Consider the following 17,570-nt stretch of genomic DNA (forward strand, 5'->3'; position numbering starts at 1 on the left):
GCTACTCCGCCGCCTCCTGCGGCTGCTCGATCCGGATCGTCTTCTCGCGCAGCTCGCGATAGGCGATCTGCCAGTCGGAGAGGTGGTTCACCCGCCGCACCTGCACCGCCGTCACCTTGTATTCCGGGCAGTTCGTGGCCCAGTCGGAATAGTCGGTGGTGACCACGTTGGCGCCGGTCTCGGCATGGTGGAAGGTGGTGTAGACGACGCCCGGCTGCATCCGGTCGGAGATCTTGGCCCGCAGGCTGGTCTCACCCGACCGGCTGGCCAGCGCCACCCAGTCGCCGTCGCGGATGCCGCGGTTCTCGGCGTCGGACGGGTGGATCTCCAGCACGTCCTCGTCATGCCAGGCGACATTGTCGGTGCGCCGGGTCTGGGCGCCGACATTGTACTGGCTGAGGATGCGGCCGGTGGTCAGCACCAGCGGGAAGCGCGGGCCGGTGCGTTCCTCCGTCGGCACGAATTCGGTGATCATGAACCGGCCCGAGCCGCGCACGAAGCGGTCGATATGCATGATCGGCGTGCCCTTGGGCGCCGCGTCGTTGCAGGGCCACTGCACCGAGCCGAGCTCGTCCAGCCGCTGGTAGGACACGCCGGCGAAGGTCGGCGTGGTCCGGGCGATCTCGTCCATGATCTCGCTCGGATGGCTGTAACGCATCGGATAGCCCAGCGCTTCGGACAGCATCATCGTCACCTCCCAGTCGGCATAGCCGGCCTTGGGCGGGATGGCGCGACGGACACGGCTGATCCGCCGCTCGGCATTGGTGAAGGTGCCGTCCTTCTCGAGGAAGGAGGAGCCGGGCAGGAACACATGGGCGTAGCTGGCGGTCTCGTTCAGGAACAGGTCCTGGACGATGACGCATTCCATTGCCGCCAAGCCGGCGGTGACGTGCTTCACGTCGGGGTCGGACTGGGCGATGTCCTCGCCCTGGATGTAGATGCCCTTGTAGGTGCCCTCGACCGCGGCATCGAGCATGTTCGGGATCCGCAGCCCCGGCTCGGCCGAGAGCTTCACGCCCCACAGCTCCTCGAAGATCTGCCGCGTCGCGTCGTCGGAGACGTGGCGGTAGCCCGAGAACTCATGCGGGAAGGACCCCATGTCGCAGGAGCCCTGGACGTTGTTCTGGCCGCGCAGCGGGTTCACCCCCACGCCGCGCCGGCCGATATTGCCGGTCAGCATGGCGAGGTTGGCCATGCCCATGACCATGGTCGACCCCTGGCTGTGCTCGGTGACGCCGAGGCCGTAATAGATCGCGGCGTTGCCGCCGGTGGCATAGAGCCGCGCTGCCGCCCTCACCTCGGCTGCCGGCACGCCGGTGATCTCCTCGACCGCCTCCGGTGCGTGCCGCGGATCGGCGATGAAGGCGGCCCAGCGCGAGAACTCCTCCAGGTCGCAGCGCTCGCGGATGTAGTCGTCCGCCGCCAGCCCCTCGGTCACGATCACATGCGCCAGGGCGTTGACGATCGCGACGTTGGTGCCGGGTTTCAGCTGCAAGTGATGTTCGGCCCTGATGTGCGGCGACTTCACCAGGTCGATGCGGCGCGGGTCGACCACGATCAGCCGGGCGCCCTCGCGCAACCGGCGCTTCATCCGGCTGGCGAAAACCGGATGCGCGTCGGTCGGGTTGGCGCCGATCACCACGATCACATCGGACTCGTCGACGCTGTCGAAATCCTGCGTGCCGGCCGAGGTGCCGAAGGTGGTCTTCAGCCCGTAGCCGGTGGGCGAGTGGCAGACCCGGGCGCAGGTGTCGACATTGTTGTTGCCGAAGGCGGCCCGGATCATCTTCTGGACGAGGAAGGTCTCCTCATTGGTGCAGCGCGAGGAGGTGATGCCGCCGATCGCATCGCGGCCGTAGGTGGCCTGGATCCGCTTCAGCTCGGAGGCGGCATAGGAGATCGCCTCCTCCCACGACACCTCGCGCCACGGATCGGTGATCTTCTTCCGGATCATCGGCTTGGTGATCCGGTCGCGGTGGGTGGCGTAGCCCCAGGCGAAGCGGCCCTTGACGCAGCTGTGGCCGTGATTGGCCTTGCCGTCCTTGTACGGCGTCATCCGCACCACCTCGGTGCCCTGCATCTCGGCCTTGAAGGCGCAGCCGACGCCGCAATAGGCGCAGGTGGTGACCACCGAATGCTCCGGCTGCCCGGCCTCAATGATGCTGTTCTCCATCAGCGTCGCGGTCGGGCAAGCCTGGACGCAGGCGCCGCAGGAGACGCATTCGCTCTCCTTGAAGCCGTCATCCTGGCCGGCCGAGACGAAGGAGGCGAAGCCGCGCCCGTCAATGGTCAGGGCGAAGGTGCCCTGCACCTCCTCGCAGGCCCGGACGCAGCGCGAGCAGACGATGCATTTGGTCGGGTCGAAGGTGAAATAGGGGTTTGAGGTGTCCTTCTCGCCCACCAGGTGGTTGGCGCCGTCATAGCCGTAGCGCACCTCGCGCAGGCCGACGACGCCCGCCATGTCCTGCAGCTCGCAATCGCCGTTGGCGGCGCAGGTCAGGCAGTCCAGAGGGTGGTCGGAGATGTAGAGCTCCATCACGTTCCGGCGCAGCTTCGCCAGCTTCGGCGTCTGCGTCCGGACCTTCATCCCCGGCTCGACCGGCGTGGTGCAGGAGGCCGGCGTGCCGCGCCGTCCCTCGATCTCGACGACGCAGAGCCGGCAGGAGCCGAAGGGCTCCAAGCTGTCGGTCGCGCACAGCTTCGGGATCGCGGTCTCGATCTCGGCCGCCGCGCGCATCACCGAGGTGCCGGCCGGCACGGTCACGGTCCGGCCGTCGATCTCCAGCGTCACCAGGGTCGCCGAAATCCGCGCCGGGGTCCCGAAATCCTGTTCCGTCACGAGAGCCATCGGATGGCCTCCCTATTCCGCGGCCTGCGCCGGGGCGGGCGCGCGGTCGAAATCCTCGGGGAAGTGGGTCAGGGCGCTGAGCACCGGATAGGGGGTAAGGCCGCCGAGGGCACAGAGCGAGCCGTCGAGCATGGTCTCGCAGAGGTCCTCGATCAGCGTCAGGTTGCGCCCGAGCTCGCGCCCGCCCGTATCCCGGTTGGCGATGATCTTGTCGATCACCTCGGCGCCGCGGGTCGAGCCGATGCGGCAGGGCGTGCACTTGCCGCAGCTTTCGATGGCGCAGAACTCCATGGCGAAGCGGGCCTGGACGGCGAGGTCGACGCGGTCGTCGAACACCACCACGCCGCCATGGCCGAGCATACCCTTCTTCGCCGCCATCGCCTCGTAGTCGAGCGGCGTGTCCAGCAGGCTTTCGGGGAAATAGGCGCCGAGCGGGCCGCCGACCTGGACCGCACGAAGCGGCCGGCCGCTGGCGGTGCCGCCGCCGAATTCCTCGATCAGCTCGCGCAGGGTCAGGCCGAAGGCGACCTCGACCAGCCCGCCGCGCTTGACGTTGCCGGCCAGTTGCAGCGGCTGGGTGCCGCGCGACCGGCCGGTGCCGTAATCGGCGTAGAAGGCGGCGCCCTTGTCGAGGATGATCGGCACCGAGGTCAGCGACAGCACGTTGTTGATCACCGTCGGACGGCCGAACAGGCCCTTCAGCGCCGGCAGCGGCGGCTTCGGCCGGACCATGCCGCGCTTGCCCTCCAGGCTTTCCAGCAGCGAGGTTTCCTCGCCGCAGATATAGGCGCCGGCGCCGACCCGCACCTCCAGGTCGAAGCGCTTGCCGCTGTCCAGCACGCTGGGGCCGAGCAGGCGGCGCTGATAGGCGATGTCGATCGCCGCGTTCATCGCCGCCACCGCATGCGGGTATTCCGAGCGGATGTAGATGAAGCCTTTGGTCGCGCCGGTGGCGATGCCGGCGATGATCATGCCCTCGATCAGGAGGAAGGGGTCGCCTTCCATGATCATGCGGTCGGCGAAGGTGCCGCTGTCGCCCTCGTCGGCGTTGCAGACGATGTATTTCCGGTCGGCCTCGGCCTGCAGCACGGTGCGCCATTTGATGCCGGTCGGGAAACCGGCGCCGCCGCGGCCGCGCAGGCCGGAGGCCGTGACCGTCTCGACGATCGCCGCCGGCTCCATGGCGAGCGCGTTGCGCAGGCCCTTCAGCCCGTCATGCGCCTCGTAGTCGTCCAGCGACAGCGGGTCGGTGATGCCGCAGCGGGCGAAGGTCAGACGCTGCTGCCGGGCGAGATACGGGATCTCCTCCGGCCGGCCCTGACGCAGCGGGTGGTCGCCGCCCTCGGCGAAGCCGGCGGCGAACAGGCCGGACACGTCCTCCGGCGCCACCGGGCCGTAGCCGATGCGGCCGGCCGGGGTCTCCACCTCGACGAAAGGCTCGAGCCAGAGGAGGCCGCGCGAGCCGTTGCGGACGAGCTGCAGCTCGATGCCGCGGACGGCGGCCTCGGCCTGGATCGCGCGAGCAACGTCGTCGGCACCGACCGAGATGGCGGAGGCATCGCGGGGGACGAAGACCTTCACGGCGTCGCCTCCCCCCAGCCTTCCATTTTGTCGACGATCCGATCGAGGCGCCGGGCGTCGACCCGTCCGACCAGTTCCCCGTCTGCCATGGCCGAGGGGGCACAGGCGCAGTTGCCGAGGCAGTAGACCGGCTCGACCGTGATCCGGCCGTCCGCCGTGGTCTCGTGCAGGCCGATGTCGAGTCGCCGCCGCAGATGCTCGGCCAGGTCGCGCGCACCCATCGACTGGCAGGCCTCGGCCTGGCACAGCTTCAGCACGTGGCGGCCCGCGGGTTCGGCCCGGAAATCATGATAGAAGGTGATGACCCCGTGCACCTCGGCACGGGACAGGTTCAGCGCGTCGGCCAGCAGCGGCACGGCTTCGCGCGGCACATGGCCGAAGATCGACTGCAGGTCGTGCAGGATGGGCAGCAACGGCCCCTCGGTCGCACCATGCGATGCGATCACATCACGCGCCAACTCGGCGTCCCAGCCCCGGCGTTCGGGCATCCGTTCCACTCCCTTTTCGGGTTCGTTGGTCCGGGCGGCCCTTGGCTGCCACCCGATAAATTTAGGATGGCTGGCCGCGTATACCAGATTCAAATACAAAGCCCGGATGGATCGATAAACAGAACTTATTAACTAGCGTTGGCTGTCCTGCCCTCGGGACCCAACGCCAGTCTTCACAGCATCGCTCAACAGACGCGTCATCGCGAGACGCGCAGCGCCGTGGCGATCCAGAAGCCGGCGCACTGGATGGCCACGCCCCTGCGGGCTCGCCATGACGGTTTCATGTTTCGAACGGCCGGTGGGTGCGGATGCCCTGACTATGGCGATCGACAGCCGCACCAGCGGGAGACTCGAGCTTGCATCAGCTGAAATCGGGCGGCGACGGCACCGACGTCGTCTTCTGCTGCATCGCGATCATGCGTTTGGTGTGCATGTCGATCTCGATCAATTCGCGCAGCGTGTCCCGCACCCACTCTGTCCAGTTCGAGTCAGGGTCGCGGATCTCGCCGGCATCGCGGTCAGCGTGCATCATGCTCATGGAACATATAATGAACAAAATCGGAAGTTAACGCAATTGAAGATTGCGCTTCTGCCCGCAGCGAGCATCTGGCCGACCGGCTGCCGCCACCTCGTTGAGGCGGATATCCGGCAGGAGCCCGCATCAGCTTGCCGGATCGAGCGGCGTGGCCTGGAGCTCGGCGTCGAGGTCCAGGGTGCGGGCGGTGTCGAACAGGCCGCGGGCCAGGGGCGACGGCGGGTCGCGGTCGGTCATCACCAGCCCCATGGTGCGCGTCGCCTCGGGATCGACCAGCCGCAGCGCGCGGGTGCCGGCCGGCACGCCGAACAGGTGCAGCAGCGCCCGCGGCATGACGCTGGACCAGAAGCCGGAGCGGACGTGGGAGCAGAGGTTGATGATGCTGTCGGTCTCCACCGCCGCGCGCGGCGCGCAGCCGACGGAACGGAAGATGCCGTCGATGATCCGCCGGTTCTGCATGGTCGGGGTCAGGAGGCACAGCGGCAGCTCCGCCGCCTCGGCCCAGCGGATGGTCCGGCGCGACGCCGGCACCTGCCCCGCCGGCATCAGCAGGATGTAGTCCTCCTGGTACAGCGGCAGGCTGCGGACATGGCGCAGCGGCTCGTTGTCGAGATAGGTGACGCCGACATCGATCTCGAAATTCTCGAGGCCTGATTCGATCTGGATCGAGGTCTGCGAGAGCACCGAGACGGTGACCGCAGGATGGGTCTGGGCGAAGGGCGCTGTGATCAACGACACGACCGGCAGGGCCGAGGGCACGGCGCCGATCCGGAGCCTGCCGGCCAGGCCCTGCTGCAGCATCGCCAGCTCCTGCGACAGGCCGTCGCGGTCGGCCAGGATCTTCTTGGCCCATTCGAGCACCAATGTGCCTTCGCGGGTGAAGCCCCGGAAGCGGTGGCCGCGCTCGACGATCGGCACCTGCAGCTCCTCCTCCAGCTGGCGCAGGGCGGTGGACAGGGCCGGCTGCGACACGCGGCAGGCCTCTGCCGCGCGGGCGAAGTGCTTCTCGCGGGCCAGGGCGACGAGGTATTCGAGCTGACGGATGACCATCGGGCCTCCGGAACGGCTGCTTGATAACGCATGGTTATCGGCCGCTTCCAGCCGGCAGGCAATCGCCGCAGCCATGCCGACGGAGCCATAGTCCGTGGGACGCTGCCGATCCTATAGTCGCGCGACACGATCTTGCGCCGGCCCAGATGACCACCCCCGATCCGTCCCGCGCCTCCGACCTGATCGAATGGCTGTCGGGCGACGAATGCCACGACGCCACCGACACCGCGATGCTGGAAGGGCTCGGCCGCCGGCTGCGGGCGCTCGGCCTGCCGCTCGACCGGCTGGGCCTGCACCTGCGCACGCTGCACCCGGAGATCCTGGCCCGCACCCTGGCCTGGACCGAGGGCGAGCCGGTGGAGATGCGCGACCGCGACAACTCGGTCGAGCGCCTGCCCTTCTTCGCCACCTTCCCGATCCGGCGGGCGATCGAGACGCGACGCTGGCTGACCCTGGCAACGCCGGAGGCCATGGCGCCCCTCGAACAGACGGACTTCTACCAGGGCCGCGGCCTGGCGGTGGCGGAGATCGTGCCGCTGGTGATGGGCCACGGCCCGGCCAGCGCCGCCAGCTTCGCCACCCGGCAGCCGGACGGATTCGGACCCAACGGCCGCGCGGCGCTGCAGCGCATCGCCCCGGCCCTGCGCAACGCCTGCGAGATCCGCCTGCTGCGGCTGACCGAGGCGACGCTGCTCGACACCTATGTCGGCCGGACCACCGGCCGGCGCATCCTGGACGGGCACATCCGGCGCGGCGACGTCGATACGCTGGAGGCGGCGCTGCTGCTGTGCGACCTGCGCGATTTCACCGTGCTGTCGAACCGGCTGCCACCGGAGCAGATGCTGGACCGGCTGAACCTCTACTTCGACCAGCTGGTGCCGGCCATCACCGCCGGCGGCGGCGAGGTGCTGAAGTTCATGGGCGATGCGGTGCTGGCCTTCTTCCACCATGAGGGCGGGCCGGCGGCGAGTTGCGCCGCGGCCTTCGAGGCGGCCCGCGAGGCCCTGGGCCTGATCCACTCCGCCTCCCAGGCCGGAACGCCGCTCTCCGCCGGCGTGGCGCTGCATCACGGCGAGGTCGCCTATGGCAATATCGGCTCCGGCGGGCGGCTGGACTTCACGGTGATCGGCCGCGATGTCAACCTGGTCAGCCGGATCCAGACCGCCTGCGCCGCCACCGGGCATCCCCTCCTGATGTCGCCGCGCTTTGCGGCGCTGCTGGACCGGCCGGGCAGCCGCAGCATCGGCCCGCATGCGCTGAAGGGCTTCGCCGAGCCGCTGGAGCTGTTCGCCTGGGATCCCGCATGAGCCCGTCGACCGTGAGCGCGACCGCCCCGGGCAGCGACCGCCTGCTCGACCACCCGTCCTTCCCGGTGTTCTGGGGCGCGCGGGTGCTGTCCGCCATCGCCTTCCAGATGTCGGCCGTCGCCGTCGGCTGGCTGGTCTATGCCCGCACCGGCAGCGCCTACAGCCTCGGCCTCGTCGGGCTGGTCCAGTTCCTGCCGATGGTCGCGCTGACGCTGCTGGTCGGGCATGTCGCCGACCGCTACGACCGCCGGCGCATCGTCCAGGTCTGCCTGCTGATCGAGGGCGTGACGCTGGCGGTGCTGGCGGCGGCCATCCTCGGCGACTGGCTGAGCGTGCCGGGCATCTACGCCGCGGTGCTGGTGCTGGGCGCGGCCCGCGCCTTCGAGCAGCCGACCATGGCGGCGCTGCTGCCGGCGGTGGTGCCGGCCGGGATCCTGCCCCGTGCCCTCGCCGTCTCCTCCTCCGCCATGCAGACGGCGACGATCGTCGGCCCGTCGGTGGGCGGGCTGCTCTACGCCGTCGGCGTCACCGTCCCGTTCGCCGTGGCGGCCGGCTGCTTCCTGTGCGCCTGCGCGTTGATGGTGCTGATGCGGCTGGAGCGGCCGGCGCCGCGGCGCGAGCCGGCGACGCTGCGCTCGGTGTTCTCCGGCATCGCCTTCATCCGCAGCCAGCCGATGATCCTCGGCGCCATCTCGCTCGACATGTTCGCGGTGCTGCTGGGCGGGGCGACGGCGCTGCTGCCGATCTACGCCCACGACATCCTGCAGACGGGGCCCTGGGGGCTGGGCCTGCTGCGCGCCGCCCCGGCGGTGGGGGCGCTGGCGATGTCGGCGGTGCTGACCCGGGTGCCGCTGCGCCGCGCCGTCGGCCGCAAGATGTTCGCGGCGGTGATCGTGTTCGGCGCCGCCACCGTGGTCTTCGCCGCCTCGACCAGCCTCGCCCTGTCGCTGGTGGCGCTGGCGGTGCTCGGCGCCGCCGACAACGTCAGCGTGGTGATCCGCAGCTCGCTGGTGCAGCTGCTGACGCCGGACGAGATGCGCGGCCGGGTCAGCGCCGTGAACGCGCTGTTCGTCGGCACCTCGAACCAGCTCGGCGAGTTCGAGTCCGGCATGGCGGCCGGGCTGCTCGGCGCCGTGCCGGCCGGCATCCTCGGCGGCGTCGGCACCATCGCCGTCGCCCTCCTGTGGATGCGGCTGTTCCCGCAGCTGCGGAGGGCGCAGACGCTGTCGGGTTGAGCGCGCCTCAGGTGAAGGCGTCGGGCATGCTCTCCTTCTTGCGGCGCATGAAGTCCTGCAGCGCCTCGTCGACCGCGGGGTCGATCGCCGGCGCCTCGTACTCCTCCAGCATGCGCTTCCACAGCTTGTTGGCGCGCTGGGCCGCGTCCTGCCGGCCCTCGGCCTCCCACTGCTCGAAGGAATTGTTGTCGGCGACGGTCGAGCGGTAGAAGGCGGTCTCGAAGTTGCGCTGGGTGTGGTCGCAGCCGAGATAGTGGCTGCCCGGGCCGACCTGGCGGATCGCGTCCATCGCCTGACCGTTCTCGCTGAGGTCGATGCCCTCGGCCATCACCTGCATCATGCCGAGCTGGTCGGCGTCGAGGATGAACTTCTCGTAGGAGCTGACCAAACCGCCTTCGAGCCAGCCGGCGGCGTGCAGCACGAAGTTGACCCCGCCGAGCATGGTCGGCAGCAGGGTCTGGGCGCTCTCGAACGCCGCCTGGGCGTCCGGGGTCTTGGAGCCGCAGAGCGAGCCGCCGGAGCGGAACGGCACGCCGAGGCGCCGGGCCAGGGCGGCGGCGCCGTACAGCACCAGCGCCGGCTCCGGCGTGCCGAAGGTCGGCGCGCCCGACTGCATCGAGATCGAGCTGGCGAAGGAGCCGAACACCACCGGCGCTCCGGGGCGGCACAGCTGGGCCGTGGCCATGCCGGCCAGGCTCTCGGCCAGGGTCTGGGTCAGCACGCCGGCGCTGGTCACCGGCGCCATGGCGCCCGCCAGGATGAAGGGGGTGACGATCACCGCCTGGTTGGCGCGGGCATAAGTCTTCAGGGCGCCGAGCATGGTGCCGTCCCACACCATCGGCGAGTTGGCGTTGATTAGGCTGATCAGCACGCAGTTCTCGTCGACGAACTGATCGCCGAACACGAGGCGCGCCATCGCGACCGTGTCCTCCGCCCGCTCCGGCGCCGTGACCGAGCCCATGAAGGGCTTATCGGAGCACTTGATGTGGGCATAGACCATGTCGAGATGCCGCTTGTTCACCGGCAGGTCGACGGGCTCGCACACCGTGCCGCCGGAATGGTGCATGGCCGGCGTCATGTAGGCGAGCTTCACGAAGTTGCGGAAGTCCTCGATCCGGGCGTAGCGGCGGCCCTCGTCGAGGGTGCGGATGAAGGGAGGTCCGTAGACCGGGGCGAAGACGGTGGCGTCGCCGCCGATCTGCACCGACCGGTCCGGGTTGCGGGCGTGCTGGGTGAACTGGCGCGGCGCCGTGGCCTGCACCAGCTGGCGGCACAGGCCGCGCGGGAAGCGGATGCGGGTGCCCTTGACGTCGGCGCCGGCCGCCTTCCACAGCTCCAGCGTCTCCTCGTCGTCGCGGAACTCGAGGCCGACCTCCTCCAGCACCGTGTCGGCGTTGTGCTCGATCAGCTCCAGCCCGTCGGTCTTCAGCACCTCGTAGAGCGGGATCTTGCGCGAGATGTATTTCAGCTGCTGCAGCCCGCCGCCGCGGCGCAGCGCCCGCCGGGCCTCGGCGCCGCCGCGGCCGCGCCGGCCCGCCCGGCCGCCGCTGTCCTGGGCCTCGCCGGCGGCGGACGGATCCGTGGGAATCGGGGCAGGCTCGGTCATGCGCTTCCTCCTCGCAACGGTCCGATGCTACGCCGCGAGGCCGGGCCGACCATCGCGCCTGCGACCCGGCCTCGCCCGCCCACGACACCGCCCGCCCGGCCCGCACGCGCCGCCTTGAACCCGGCCCGCCGCCGGGTTACCTGGAGGGCATCATGGCCGCCGACCTTCCGCCCATCGTCTCGCCCTGCATCGGCGTCTGCACGCTCGAGGCCGACACCGGCCTGTGCGCCGGCTGCCTGCGCACGGCGGAGGAGATCGCGGCCTGGCGCGACGCCGACAACGGCTGGCGCCTCGCCACCCTGCAGCGGCTGAAGGAGCGCCGCCGCGCCCGCGGCCGCACCAGCGCCGCCGACAGCCGGCCGCGCCGGCGCCAGATGCAGCCCGTCTGAGGACCATCCATGACCACCGTCACCGTCGCCGCCACCCAGACCTTCTGCAGCTGGAACGAGGCCGAGACCCTGGGCCGGGTCGAGGCGCTGGTGCGCCGGGCCGCGGCCCAGGGCGCGCAGATCGTGCTGCCGCAGGAGCTGTTCGCCGCCCCCTACTTCTGCCGCGACGAGCTGCAGAAGCACTTCGCCCTGGCCAAGCCGATCGACGGCCACCCGGTGGTGGAGCGGTTCCGCCGGCTGGCGGCGGAGCTGCAGGTGGCGATGCCGGTCAGCGTGTTCGAGCGCGCCAACAACGCCTATTACAACTCGATCGCCATGGTCGACGCCGACGGCAGCGTGCTGGGCGTCTACCGCAAGTCGCACATCCCCGACGGGCCGGGATACGAGGAGAAGTTCTACTTCAACCCCGGCGACACCGGCTTCAAGGTCTGGAAGACCCGCTACGGCGCCGTCGGTTGCGGCATCTGCTGGGACCAGTGGTATCCGGAGGCGGCGCGTTGCATGGCGCTGATGGGCGCCGACGTGCTGCTGTACCCGACCGCGATCGGCAGCGAGCCGCAGGACGACGGCCTCGACAGCCAGGCGCACTGGACCCGGGTGATGCAGGGCCATGCCGGGGCCAACCTGATCCCGCTGGTCGCCTCCAACCGCATCGGCACCGAGGAAGGCGAGCGCTTCAGCCAGACCTTCTACGGCTCCTCCTTCATCGCCGGCCCGACCGGCGAGCTGGTGGCCCAGGCCGGCCGCACCGAGGAGGAGGTGCTGGTGGCGAGCTTCGACCTCGACGCCATCCGGGCCCAGCGCGCCAGCTGGGGCGTGTTCCGCGACCGCCGGCCCGAGCTGTACGGCGCGATCCTGACCTATGACGGGGTCACGCGGCCGGTCTGATGCCGGCTCGACCGCACGTGACCTCTCCCGCGGGGCGGGAGAGGCAACGCGAGAACGAGGCCTGTGACGATCGCGGACCTCACCCGGCATCGGATCCCTGCCTCTCGTCCGCCGCGATCTCGGCCAGGACCCAGTCGCGGAAGGCGGCGATCTTCGGCACCTCGGCGCGGCTTTCGAGGTGGACGAGGTAGTAGGAGCCCTCGTCGCGGATGGTCGGCGCGAAGGGGCGCACCAGCTCGCCCGAGGCCAGCTCGTCGCGGAAGAAGGCCGGGTTGACCAGCGCCACCCCCTGCCCCGCCTGCGCCGCGCGGCCCATCATCTGCTGGCTCTCGAGCCGCATGCCGCCGTCGGAGACCGACTCCGGCACCGCCACCCCGGCCGCGGCGAACCAGCGCTGCCAGTAGGCGTCGCCGCCGTCCCAGAGCAGCGGCAGCCGCAGCAGGTCGCGCGGATCGGCGAGGCCGCCGGCGCGGTCGCGCAGCGCCGGGCTGCACAGGGCGGTGTACTCGATCGGCATCAGCCGATGGGCGGCGAGGCCCGGCCACACCCCCATGCCGTGGCGGATGCCGATGTCGTGGTCGCCGCGGGTGAAGTCGACGAGGCTGGTGTTGGTGTCGAGCCGCACGGCGATGCCGGGATGGGCCAGCTGGAACCGGCCGAGCCGCGGCACCAGCCAGTTGGTGGCGAAGGTGTGGATCGAGGTGACCGACAGCAGCCCGCCGGTGTCCTCGCGCGCCGCGGCGAAGGCGCCGGCCAGCCGGGCCAGCGCCTCGGTCACCGCCGGCGCCAGCCGCGCCCCGGTCTCGGTCAGCTCCACCTTGCGGGTCAGGCGGCGGAACAGCGGCGCGCCGACGCGGTCCTCCAGCAGGCGGATCTGGTAGCTGACCGCCGCCTGGGTCATGCCCAGCTCCTCCGCCGCGCGGGTGAAGCTGAGATGCCGGGCCGCCGCCTCGAACACCCGGATGGCCGGCAGCGGCGGCAGGCGCGAGGGCGATCCTTCATCCATAAAGAGGGCTTATCCGTTGCTTATCGAGAACGCGTTGGTCAGGCGCCCGCGGACCGCCGATATTCCTCTCACACAGACCCCATCGCAACGACGGCCCGTCGACACGCATCAGCAGGGCTGATGCATCCGGGCCATCCGGAGACCGAGATGACCAGCATCGTCCAGCGGGCGCCCGCGCGCCCGATCCCCCGGCTTCGCCCTCGCCGAGGCCTGCTCTCCACCCTCCGCCGCGCCCTGGGCGCCGCCGCCTGCCGGATGCTGCGCCCGGCCGCCGGCCGGGTGCTCGACCCGAGGGCGCTGTCCGACCAGATGCGCCGCGACCTCGGCTTTGACAGGAGCTGAGCCGCGCCATCATCGCGATCAAACCAATCCCTCTCCCGCCTGGCGGGAGAGGTCGGGCTCGCGCAGCGAGACCGGGTGAGGGCTGGCTCAGGCCTCGACGAAATCCCCTCACCCGGAGCCGCTTCGCGTCTCCGACCTCTCCCGTAAACGGGAGAGGCAATCGGATGGCGCCTGTCGAGGTGTGAAGAGTCCCGATCATGCGGCGCTGGCCTCCCGCGCCGCCATCGTCTCCGCCGCCTCGGCCAGGAGCCAGTCGCGGAACAGGGCGATCTTCGGCACGTCGCGGCGGGTCTCGAGATAGACGACGTAGTAGGCGCTGTCCTCGCGCAGCAGCGTCGGGAAGGGCTGGACCAGCTGGCCCGAGGCCAGCTCCTCGGCGAAGAGCAGCGGGTTGAGCAGCGCCACGCCCTGCCCCGCCTTCGCCACCTGGCCCATCATCTGCTGGGTGTCGAGCCGCAGCCCCTCATCGGCGACCGAGGCCGGCACCGCCTGCCCCGCCGCGGCGAACCAGCGCTGCCAGGCGTCGGCGTCGTCCCACAAGAGCGGCAGGCGCAAGAGGTCGCGCGGATGGCTGAGGCCGCCGGCGCGCTCGAGCAGCGCCGGGCTGCACATCGGCGCGAAGTCGACCGGCATCAGCCAATGCGCGGCCAGGCCCGGCCACAGGCCCTTGCCGACGCGGATGCCGAGATCGTGCTCGCCGCGGGTGAAGTCGACCAGCCTGGTGGCGGTGTCGACCCGCACCGTATAGCCGGGATGGGCCGCCTGGAACCGGCCGAGCCGCGGCACCAGCCAGTTCGAGGCCATGGTCAGCACGGTGGTGACCGAGATCAGCCCGCCCGCGTCCTCGCGCAGGGCGGCGAAGGCCCCGGCCATGCGCGACATCGCCTCGGTCAGCACCGGCGCCAGCCGCGCCCCGGCCTCGGTCAGCGCCACCCGGCGGGTGAGGCGCCGGAACAGCGGCGTGCCGACCCGGTCCTCCAGGAGGCGGATCTGGTAGCTGACGGCGGCCTGGGTCATGCCCAGCTCCTCCGCCGCGCGGGTGAAGCTGAGATGCCGGGCCGCGGCCTCGAACACCCGCACCGCGGACAGCGGCGGAAGCTGGAAGCCTGGCTGGGTGTCCATGGGTCAGGGCGTCGGCGGGCGGTTCAGGATATGTTCCATTCTCGCCGCGGACGCGCGGTACTACAAGTGCGACGGCGCTCCCCCTCACCCTCCCGTCGCCTGCGGCGCCGGGCCCCTCCCTCTCCCCGAGGAGAGGGAAGAGGAGCTACGTCCCCTGCACCTGTCCCCGACACCGTCATTGCGAGGAGGCAAAGCCGACGAAGCAATCCAGGGGCCGGTGCGAGCGGCCCTGGATTGCTTCGCTACGCTCGCAATGACGATGAGGGAGATGCCGCCTCAGTCCAGCGACTGCAGGGTCTCGCGCAGGGTGTCGACGAGGCGGTCGATCTCTGCCTTCTCGATGATGAAGGGCGGCGACAAGGCGACGATGTCGCCGGTGGTGCGGATGCCGACGCCCTTCTGGAAGCACTTCACGAACAGGTCGTAGGCCCGGGCGGTGGGGCGGCCCGGGATCGGCTCCAGCTCCACCGCGCCGATCAGGCCGAGGTTGCGGATGTCGATGACGTGGCGGGTGCCCTTCAGGCTGTGCAGCGCCTGCTCCCAGTACGGCGCCAGCCCGGCGACGCGCTCGAACAGCCCCTCCTCGCGGTAGACGTCGAGGGTGGCGAGGCCGGCGGCGCAGGCCAGCGGATGGGCCGAGTAGGTGTAGCCGTGGAACAGCTCGATCATGTGCTCCGGCCCGGTCATGAAGGCGTCGTAGATGTGCTTGCGCACGCCGACGGCGCCGGCCGGGACGGCGGCGTTGGTCAGGCCCTTGGCCATGGTCACCATGTCCGGCTGCACCCCGAACCAGTCGGCGGCGAAGCTGGCGCCGAGGCGGCCGAAGCCGGTGATGACCTCGTCGAAGATCAGGAGGATGCCGTGCTTGTCGCAGATCTCGCGCAGCCGCTGCAGATAGCCCTTGGGCGGGATCAGCACGCCGGTGGAGCCGGCCACCGGCTCGACGATCACCGCGGCGATGGTGGAGGCGTCGTGCAGCGCCACGATCCGCTCCAGGTCGTCGGCCAGCTCGGCCCCGTGCTCCGGCAGGCCGCGGCTGAAGGCGTTGCGCGCCAGATCGTGGGTGTGGCGCAGATGGTCGACGCCGGTCAGCATGGTGCCGAAGGTGCGGCGGTTGGCGACCATGCCGCCGACCGAGATGCCGCCGAAGCCGACGCCGTGATAGCCGCGCTCGCGCCCGATCAGCCGGGTGCGGGTGCCCTGGCCGATCTGGCGCTGATAGGCCAGCGCGATCTTCAGCGCGCTGTCCACCGCCTCGGACCCGCCGCCGGCGGCGAAGAAGACGTGGTCGAGGTCGCCCGGCAGCAGCTGGGCGACGCGGGAGGCCAGCTCGAACGCCTTGGGGTGGCCCATCTGGAAGGACGGGGCGTAGTCCATCTCCGCCGCCTGGTCCTGGATCGCCTGGACGATCTTCGGGTGGCAGTGGCCGGCGTTGACGCACCACAGGCCGGCGGTGCCGTCCAGCACCTGGCGGCCGTCGACCGTGGTGTAGTACATGCCCTTGGCCGAGGCGTAGAGCCGCGGCGCTGCCTTGAACGACCGATTCGCGGTGAACGGCATCCAGAAGGATTCGAGGTTGTTCGGGGCGCGGACATCGCCGCGAGGCAGGGCATCGTCCATGGCAAGCAACTCCGGTCGGCTGTGGAGGGAACCGAACATGCCGGACGGCCGGCGCCGGCCCGCCCCCAGGTCATGAAGGGCCGGAGGGGAGCCTAGGACCGCCCGGATGGCTGGACAAGCGGGCGCGCGCTCCGGACAATGCGAAAAGCGCCGGCGGAGGCCGCTCCGATGCCGGCGTTCGGGATCTCGAACAGGAAAACACCCATGGCCGATGACGTTGCGGCCGCCCCTCCCCGCTCCGGCGCCGACGACCCGGGGATCGACATCGGCGGAAGGCTGCGGCGGCTGCGCGAGGAGCATGGCCTGAGCCAGCGCGAGCTGGCGCGGCGGGCCGGCGTCTCCAACGCCACGGTCTCGCTGATCGAGCAGAACCGCGCCAGCCCCTCGATCGGCTCCCTGAAGCGGGTGCTGGACGGGCTGCCGCTGAGCCTGGCCGAGTTCTTCGCCCTGCCCGAGGGGCCGGAGGACCCGGTGTTCTTCGGGGCGGCGGAGCTGGTGGAGATCGCGGGCAAGCCCGGCGGGCACGGCGCCGGACCCGAGGGACCCAGCGGGCCTGGCGGGCTGATCTCCTACCGCCAGGTGGGCTGCCACCCGGGCCGGGCGCTGCAGATCCTGCACGAGCGCCTGGCCCCCGGCGCCGACACCGGCCCGACGCCGCTCTCCCATGCCGGCGAGGAGGGCGGCGTGGTGATCCGCGGCCGGGTGGAGCTGACGGTGGGCCCCCGCCGCCGCATCCTGGGCCCCGGCGACGCCTATTACTTCCAGAGCCGCCTGCCGCACCGCTTCCGCGTGGTCGGCGAGGAGCCGGTGGAGATCGTCTCGGCCTGCACGCCGCCGAGCTTTTGAGCACCGCCCGGGCCGCAGGCCCGGGCGCTCGTAGAAGGCATTCCTTCGTGCCTCTCCCGCCGATCCCCGGGTCAAGCCCGGGGAGGAGAGGTCGACAGCGCGCAGCGCTGTCGGGTGAGGGCCGGCACCGGCCCCTCCCCTCGCCCTGAACCGCAAGCGCCACCGCCCTCTCCCGCGCCGCGGGACAGGCGAAGCCATCGGATCTGTCCTATGTGAGGGAACGCTCGACAACGAACGGCGCTCAACTGCTGTCCGGCTTCGCGGGCCTGGACCGCGGGCAGCCGTCTTCGGCCTCGTCCGGCTGTTCAGGCCAGCCATTCCCGGCTCCGGCGTCCGAGGCGCGGCATTCCATTCCCTCGCCGGGCGAACCGCCGGAGGCGTTGTCATTGGCCTTGGCGACATCGTCCCAGCCCGGCGGCAGCCGGCTCGGGTCCAGCCGGCGGCCGAGCCAGCGGCAGACCTCGCGCACGAAGTCACCGGCCGACAGGGTGTCGAGCCGCACGTCCAGCACCTCGTCCTCGGCCAGCCGTTCCCAGACCTGCTCCCGCAGGCGTTCGGTCTCCTCGGGATCGACGGCCTGGCCGGCCGCGGCGAGGTCCGCGGCCTCGGCCGCCGCGACCGCCTCGCCCACCGCTTGGGCGGCCTGCTCCCGCCGCCGCCGGCGGCGCTCCAGCGCCCCCGACTCCTCGCCCTCGGCCCGGCGGTGC

At 70.9% G+C, this 17,570-nt stretch carries 16 protein-coding genes; 6 read left to right on the top strand and 10 right to left on the bottom strand.

Annotation, left to right across the window (positions count from 1 at the left end):
- Position 1: 1 nt before the first annotated feature.
- The 5 genes from fdhF to G537_RS0112220 all read right to left on the bottom strand — a co-directional run bounded on the left by fdhF (position 2) and on the right by G537_RS0112220 (position 6,502).
- The gene (fdhF, locus tag G537_RS0112200) at positions 2-2,848 is read right to left on the bottom strand and encodes a formate dehydrogenase subunit alpha (RefSeq protein ID WP_026870358.1); all 2,847 of its coding nucleotides are present in this window, start codon (positions 2,846-2,848) and stop codon (positions 2-4) included.
- Positions 2,849-2,860: 12 nt separating this feature from the next.
- Positions 2,861-4,429 carry a formate dehydrogenase beta subunit gene (locus tag G537_RS0112205; RefSeq protein WP_034851439.1) on the bottom strand — a complete coding sequence of 523 codons (1,569 nt, stop codon included), beginning with the start codon at positions 4,427-4,429 and terminating at the stop codon, positions 2,861-2,863.
- Positions 4,426-4,917, bottom strand: a complete 492-nt coding sequence (locus G537_RS0112210; protein WP_026870360.1) for a formate dehydrogenase subunit gamma — start codon at positions 4,915-4,917, stop codon at positions 4,426-4,428. Before G537_RS0112210 ends, G537_RS0112205 begins: the two co-directional genes overlap by 4 nt.
- Before the next feature lie 361 nt (positions 4,918-5,278).
- A complete protein-coding gene (locus tag G537_RS43620) occupies positions 5,279-5,455 on the bottom strand; it encodes a hypothetical protein (RefSeq protein ID WP_155888586.1) in 177 nt (58 codons plus the stop codon).
- Positions 5,456-5,578: 123 nt separating this feature from the next.
- Entirely contained in the window at positions 5,579-6,502 is a 924-nt protein-coding gene (locus tag G537_RS0112220) for a LysR family transcriptional regulator (protein WP_026870361.1), read from the bottom strand.
- 146 nt (positions 6,503-6,648) lie between these two features.
- Between G537_RS0112220 and G537_RS0112225 the strand changes: the two genes are divergently transcribed.
- Complete coding sequence (locus tag G537_RS0112225; protein WP_026870362.1) at positions 6,649-7,809, top strand: adenylate/guanylate cyclase domain-containing protein; 1,161 nt, start codon at positions 6,649-6,651, stop codon at positions 7,807-7,809.
- 11 nt (positions 7,810-7,820) lie between these two features.
- Complete coding sequence (locus G537_RS0112230) at positions 7,821-9,044, top strand: MFS transporter (RefSeq protein WP_026870363.1); 1,224 nt, start codon at positions 7,821-7,823, stop codon at positions 9,042-9,044.
- 7 nt (positions 9,045-9,051) lie between these two features.
- On the opposite strand, the gene G537_RS0112235 is transcribed toward G537_RS0112230, so the two are convergent.
- Positions 9,052-10,650 (bottom strand): trimethylamine methyltransferase family protein, encoded by a 1,599-nt coding sequence (locus G537_RS0112235; protein WP_051248341.1) that lies wholly within the window; start codon positions 10,648-10,650, stop codon positions 9,052-9,054.
- Between the two features lie 152 nt (positions 10,651-10,802).
- Between G537_RS0112235 and G537_RS37640 the strand changes: the two genes are divergently transcribed.
- Positions 10,803-11,039 (top strand): DUF1289 domain-containing protein, encoded by a 237-nt coding sequence (locus G537_RS37640; RefSeq protein WP_051248342.1) that lies wholly within the window; start codon positions 10,803-10,805, stop codon positions 11,037-11,039.
- Between the two features lie 9 nt (positions 11,040-11,048).
- Positions 11,049-11,927 carry an N-carbamoylputrescine amidase gene (gene aguB, locus G537_RS0112245; protein ID WP_026870365.1) on the top strand — a complete coding sequence of 293 codons (879 nt, stop codon included), beginning with the start codon at positions 11,049-11,051 and terminating at the stop codon, positions 11,925-11,927.
- Positions 11,928-12,006: 79 nt separating this feature from the next.
- Here the strand turns inward: aguB and gcvA (G537_RS0112250) are convergent, their stop codons facing one another.
- On the bottom strand, positions 12,007-12,933 hold the full coding sequence (gcvA, locus tag G537_RS0112250) for a transcriptional regulator GcvA (protein ID WP_026870366.1): 927 nt from the start codon (positions 12,931-12,933) through the stop codon (positions 12,007-12,009).
- A gap of 147 nt (positions 12,934-13,080) precedes the next feature.
- Between gcvA (G537_RS0112250) and G537_RS0112255 the strand changes: the two genes are divergently transcribed.
- Positions 13,081-13,275 carry a hypothetical protein gene (locus G537_RS0112255; RefSeq protein WP_026870367.1) on the top strand — a complete coding sequence of 65 codons (195 nt, stop codon included), beginning with the start codon at positions 13,081-13,083 and terminating at the stop codon, positions 13,273-13,275.
- Between the two features lie 195 nt (positions 13,276-13,470).
- Here G537_RS0112255 and gcvA (G537_RS0112260) read toward each other — a convergent pair whose 3' ends face one another.
- Together gcvA (G537_RS0112260) and aptA are read right to left on the bottom strand one after the other, a co-directional pair.
- A complete protein-coding gene (gene gcvA / locus G537_RS0112260) occupies positions 13,471-14,397 on the bottom strand; it encodes a transcriptional regulator GcvA (RefSeq protein WP_026870368.1) in 927 nt (308 codons plus the stop codon).
- Between the two features lie 276 nt (positions 14,398-14,673).
- On the bottom strand, positions 14,674-16,017 hold the full coding sequence (gene aptA / locus G537_RS0112265) for an omega-aminotransferase AptA (RefSeq protein WP_034851442.1): 1,344 nt from the start codon (positions 16,015-16,017) through the stop codon (positions 14,674-14,676).
- A 204-nt stretch (positions 16,018-16,221) separates the two neighbouring features.
- Here aptA and G537_RS0112270 point away from each other — a divergent pair, with 204 nt between their 5' ends.
- Complete coding sequence (locus tag G537_RS0112270) at positions 16,222-16,863, top strand: cupin domain-containing protein (protein WP_051248343.1); 642 nt, start codon at positions 16,222-16,224, stop codon at positions 16,861-16,863.
- 241 nt (positions 16,864-17,104) lie between these two features.
- Here the strand turns inward: G537_RS0112270 and G537_RS44265 are convergent.
- Positions 17,105-17,570, bottom strand: a 466-nt coding sequence (locus G537_RS44265) for a hypothetical protein (protein WP_026870371.1), incomplete at its 5' end; no start/stop codon positions are given.

It is taken from the genome of Inquilinus limosus DSM 16000 (genome assembly GCF_000423185.1).
In the GTDB taxonomy this organism is placed as follows: domain Bacteria; phylum Pseudomonadota; class Alphaproteobacteria; order DSM-16000; family Inquilinaceae; genus Inquilinus; species Inquilinus limosus.

Coding starts and splice junctions, on each gene's coding strand:
- fdhF (WP_026870358.1), bottom strand. CDS start 2,848: ATGGCTCTCGTGACGGAACAGGATTTCGGGACCCCGGCGCGGATTTCG.
- G537_RS0112210 (WP_026870360.1), bottom strand. CDS start 4,917: ATGCCCGAACGCCGGGGCTGGGACGCCGAGTTGGCGCGTGATGTGATC.
- G537_RS43620 (WP_155888586.1), bottom strand. CDS start 5,455: ATGAGCATGATGCACGCTGACCGCGATGCCGGCGAGATCCGCGACCCT.
- G537_RS0112220 (WP_026870361.1), bottom strand. CDS start 6,502: ATGGTCATCCGTCAGCTCGAATACCTCGTCGCCCTGGCCCGCGAGAAG.
- G537_RS0112225 (WP_026870362.1), top strand. CDS start 6,649: ATGACCACCCCCGATCCGTCCCGCGCCTCCGACCTGATCGAATGGCTG.
- G537_RS0112235 (WP_051248341.1), bottom strand. CDS start 10,650: ATGACCGAGCCTGCCCCGATTCCCACGGATCCGTCCGCCGCCGGCGAG.
- G537_RS37640 (WP_051248342.1), top strand. CDS start 10,803: ATGGCCGCCGACCTTCCGCCCATCGTCTCGCCCTGCATCGGCGTCTGC.
- aguB (WP_026870365.1), top strand. CDS start 11,049: ATGACCACCGTCACCGTCGCCGCCACCCAGACCTTCTGCAGCTGGAAC.
- gcvA (WP_026870366.1), bottom strand. CDS start 12,933: ATGGATGAAGGATCGCCCTCGCGCCTGCCGCCGCTGCCGGCCATCCGG.
- G537_RS0112255 (WP_026870367.1), top strand. CDS start 13,081: ATGACCAGCATCGTCCAGCGGGCGCCCGCGCGCCCGATCCCCCGGCTT.
- gcvA (WP_026870368.1), bottom strand. CDS start 14,397: ATGGACACCCAGCCAGGCTTCCAGCTTCCGCCGCTGTCCGCGGTGCGG.
- aptA (WP_034851442.1), bottom strand. CDS start 16,017: ATGGACGATGCCCTGCCTCGCGGCGATGTCCGCGCCCCGAACAACCTC.
- G537_RS0112270 (WP_051248343.1), top strand. CDS start 16,222: ATGGCCGATGACGTTGCGGCCGCCCCTCCCCGCTCCGGCGCCGACGAC.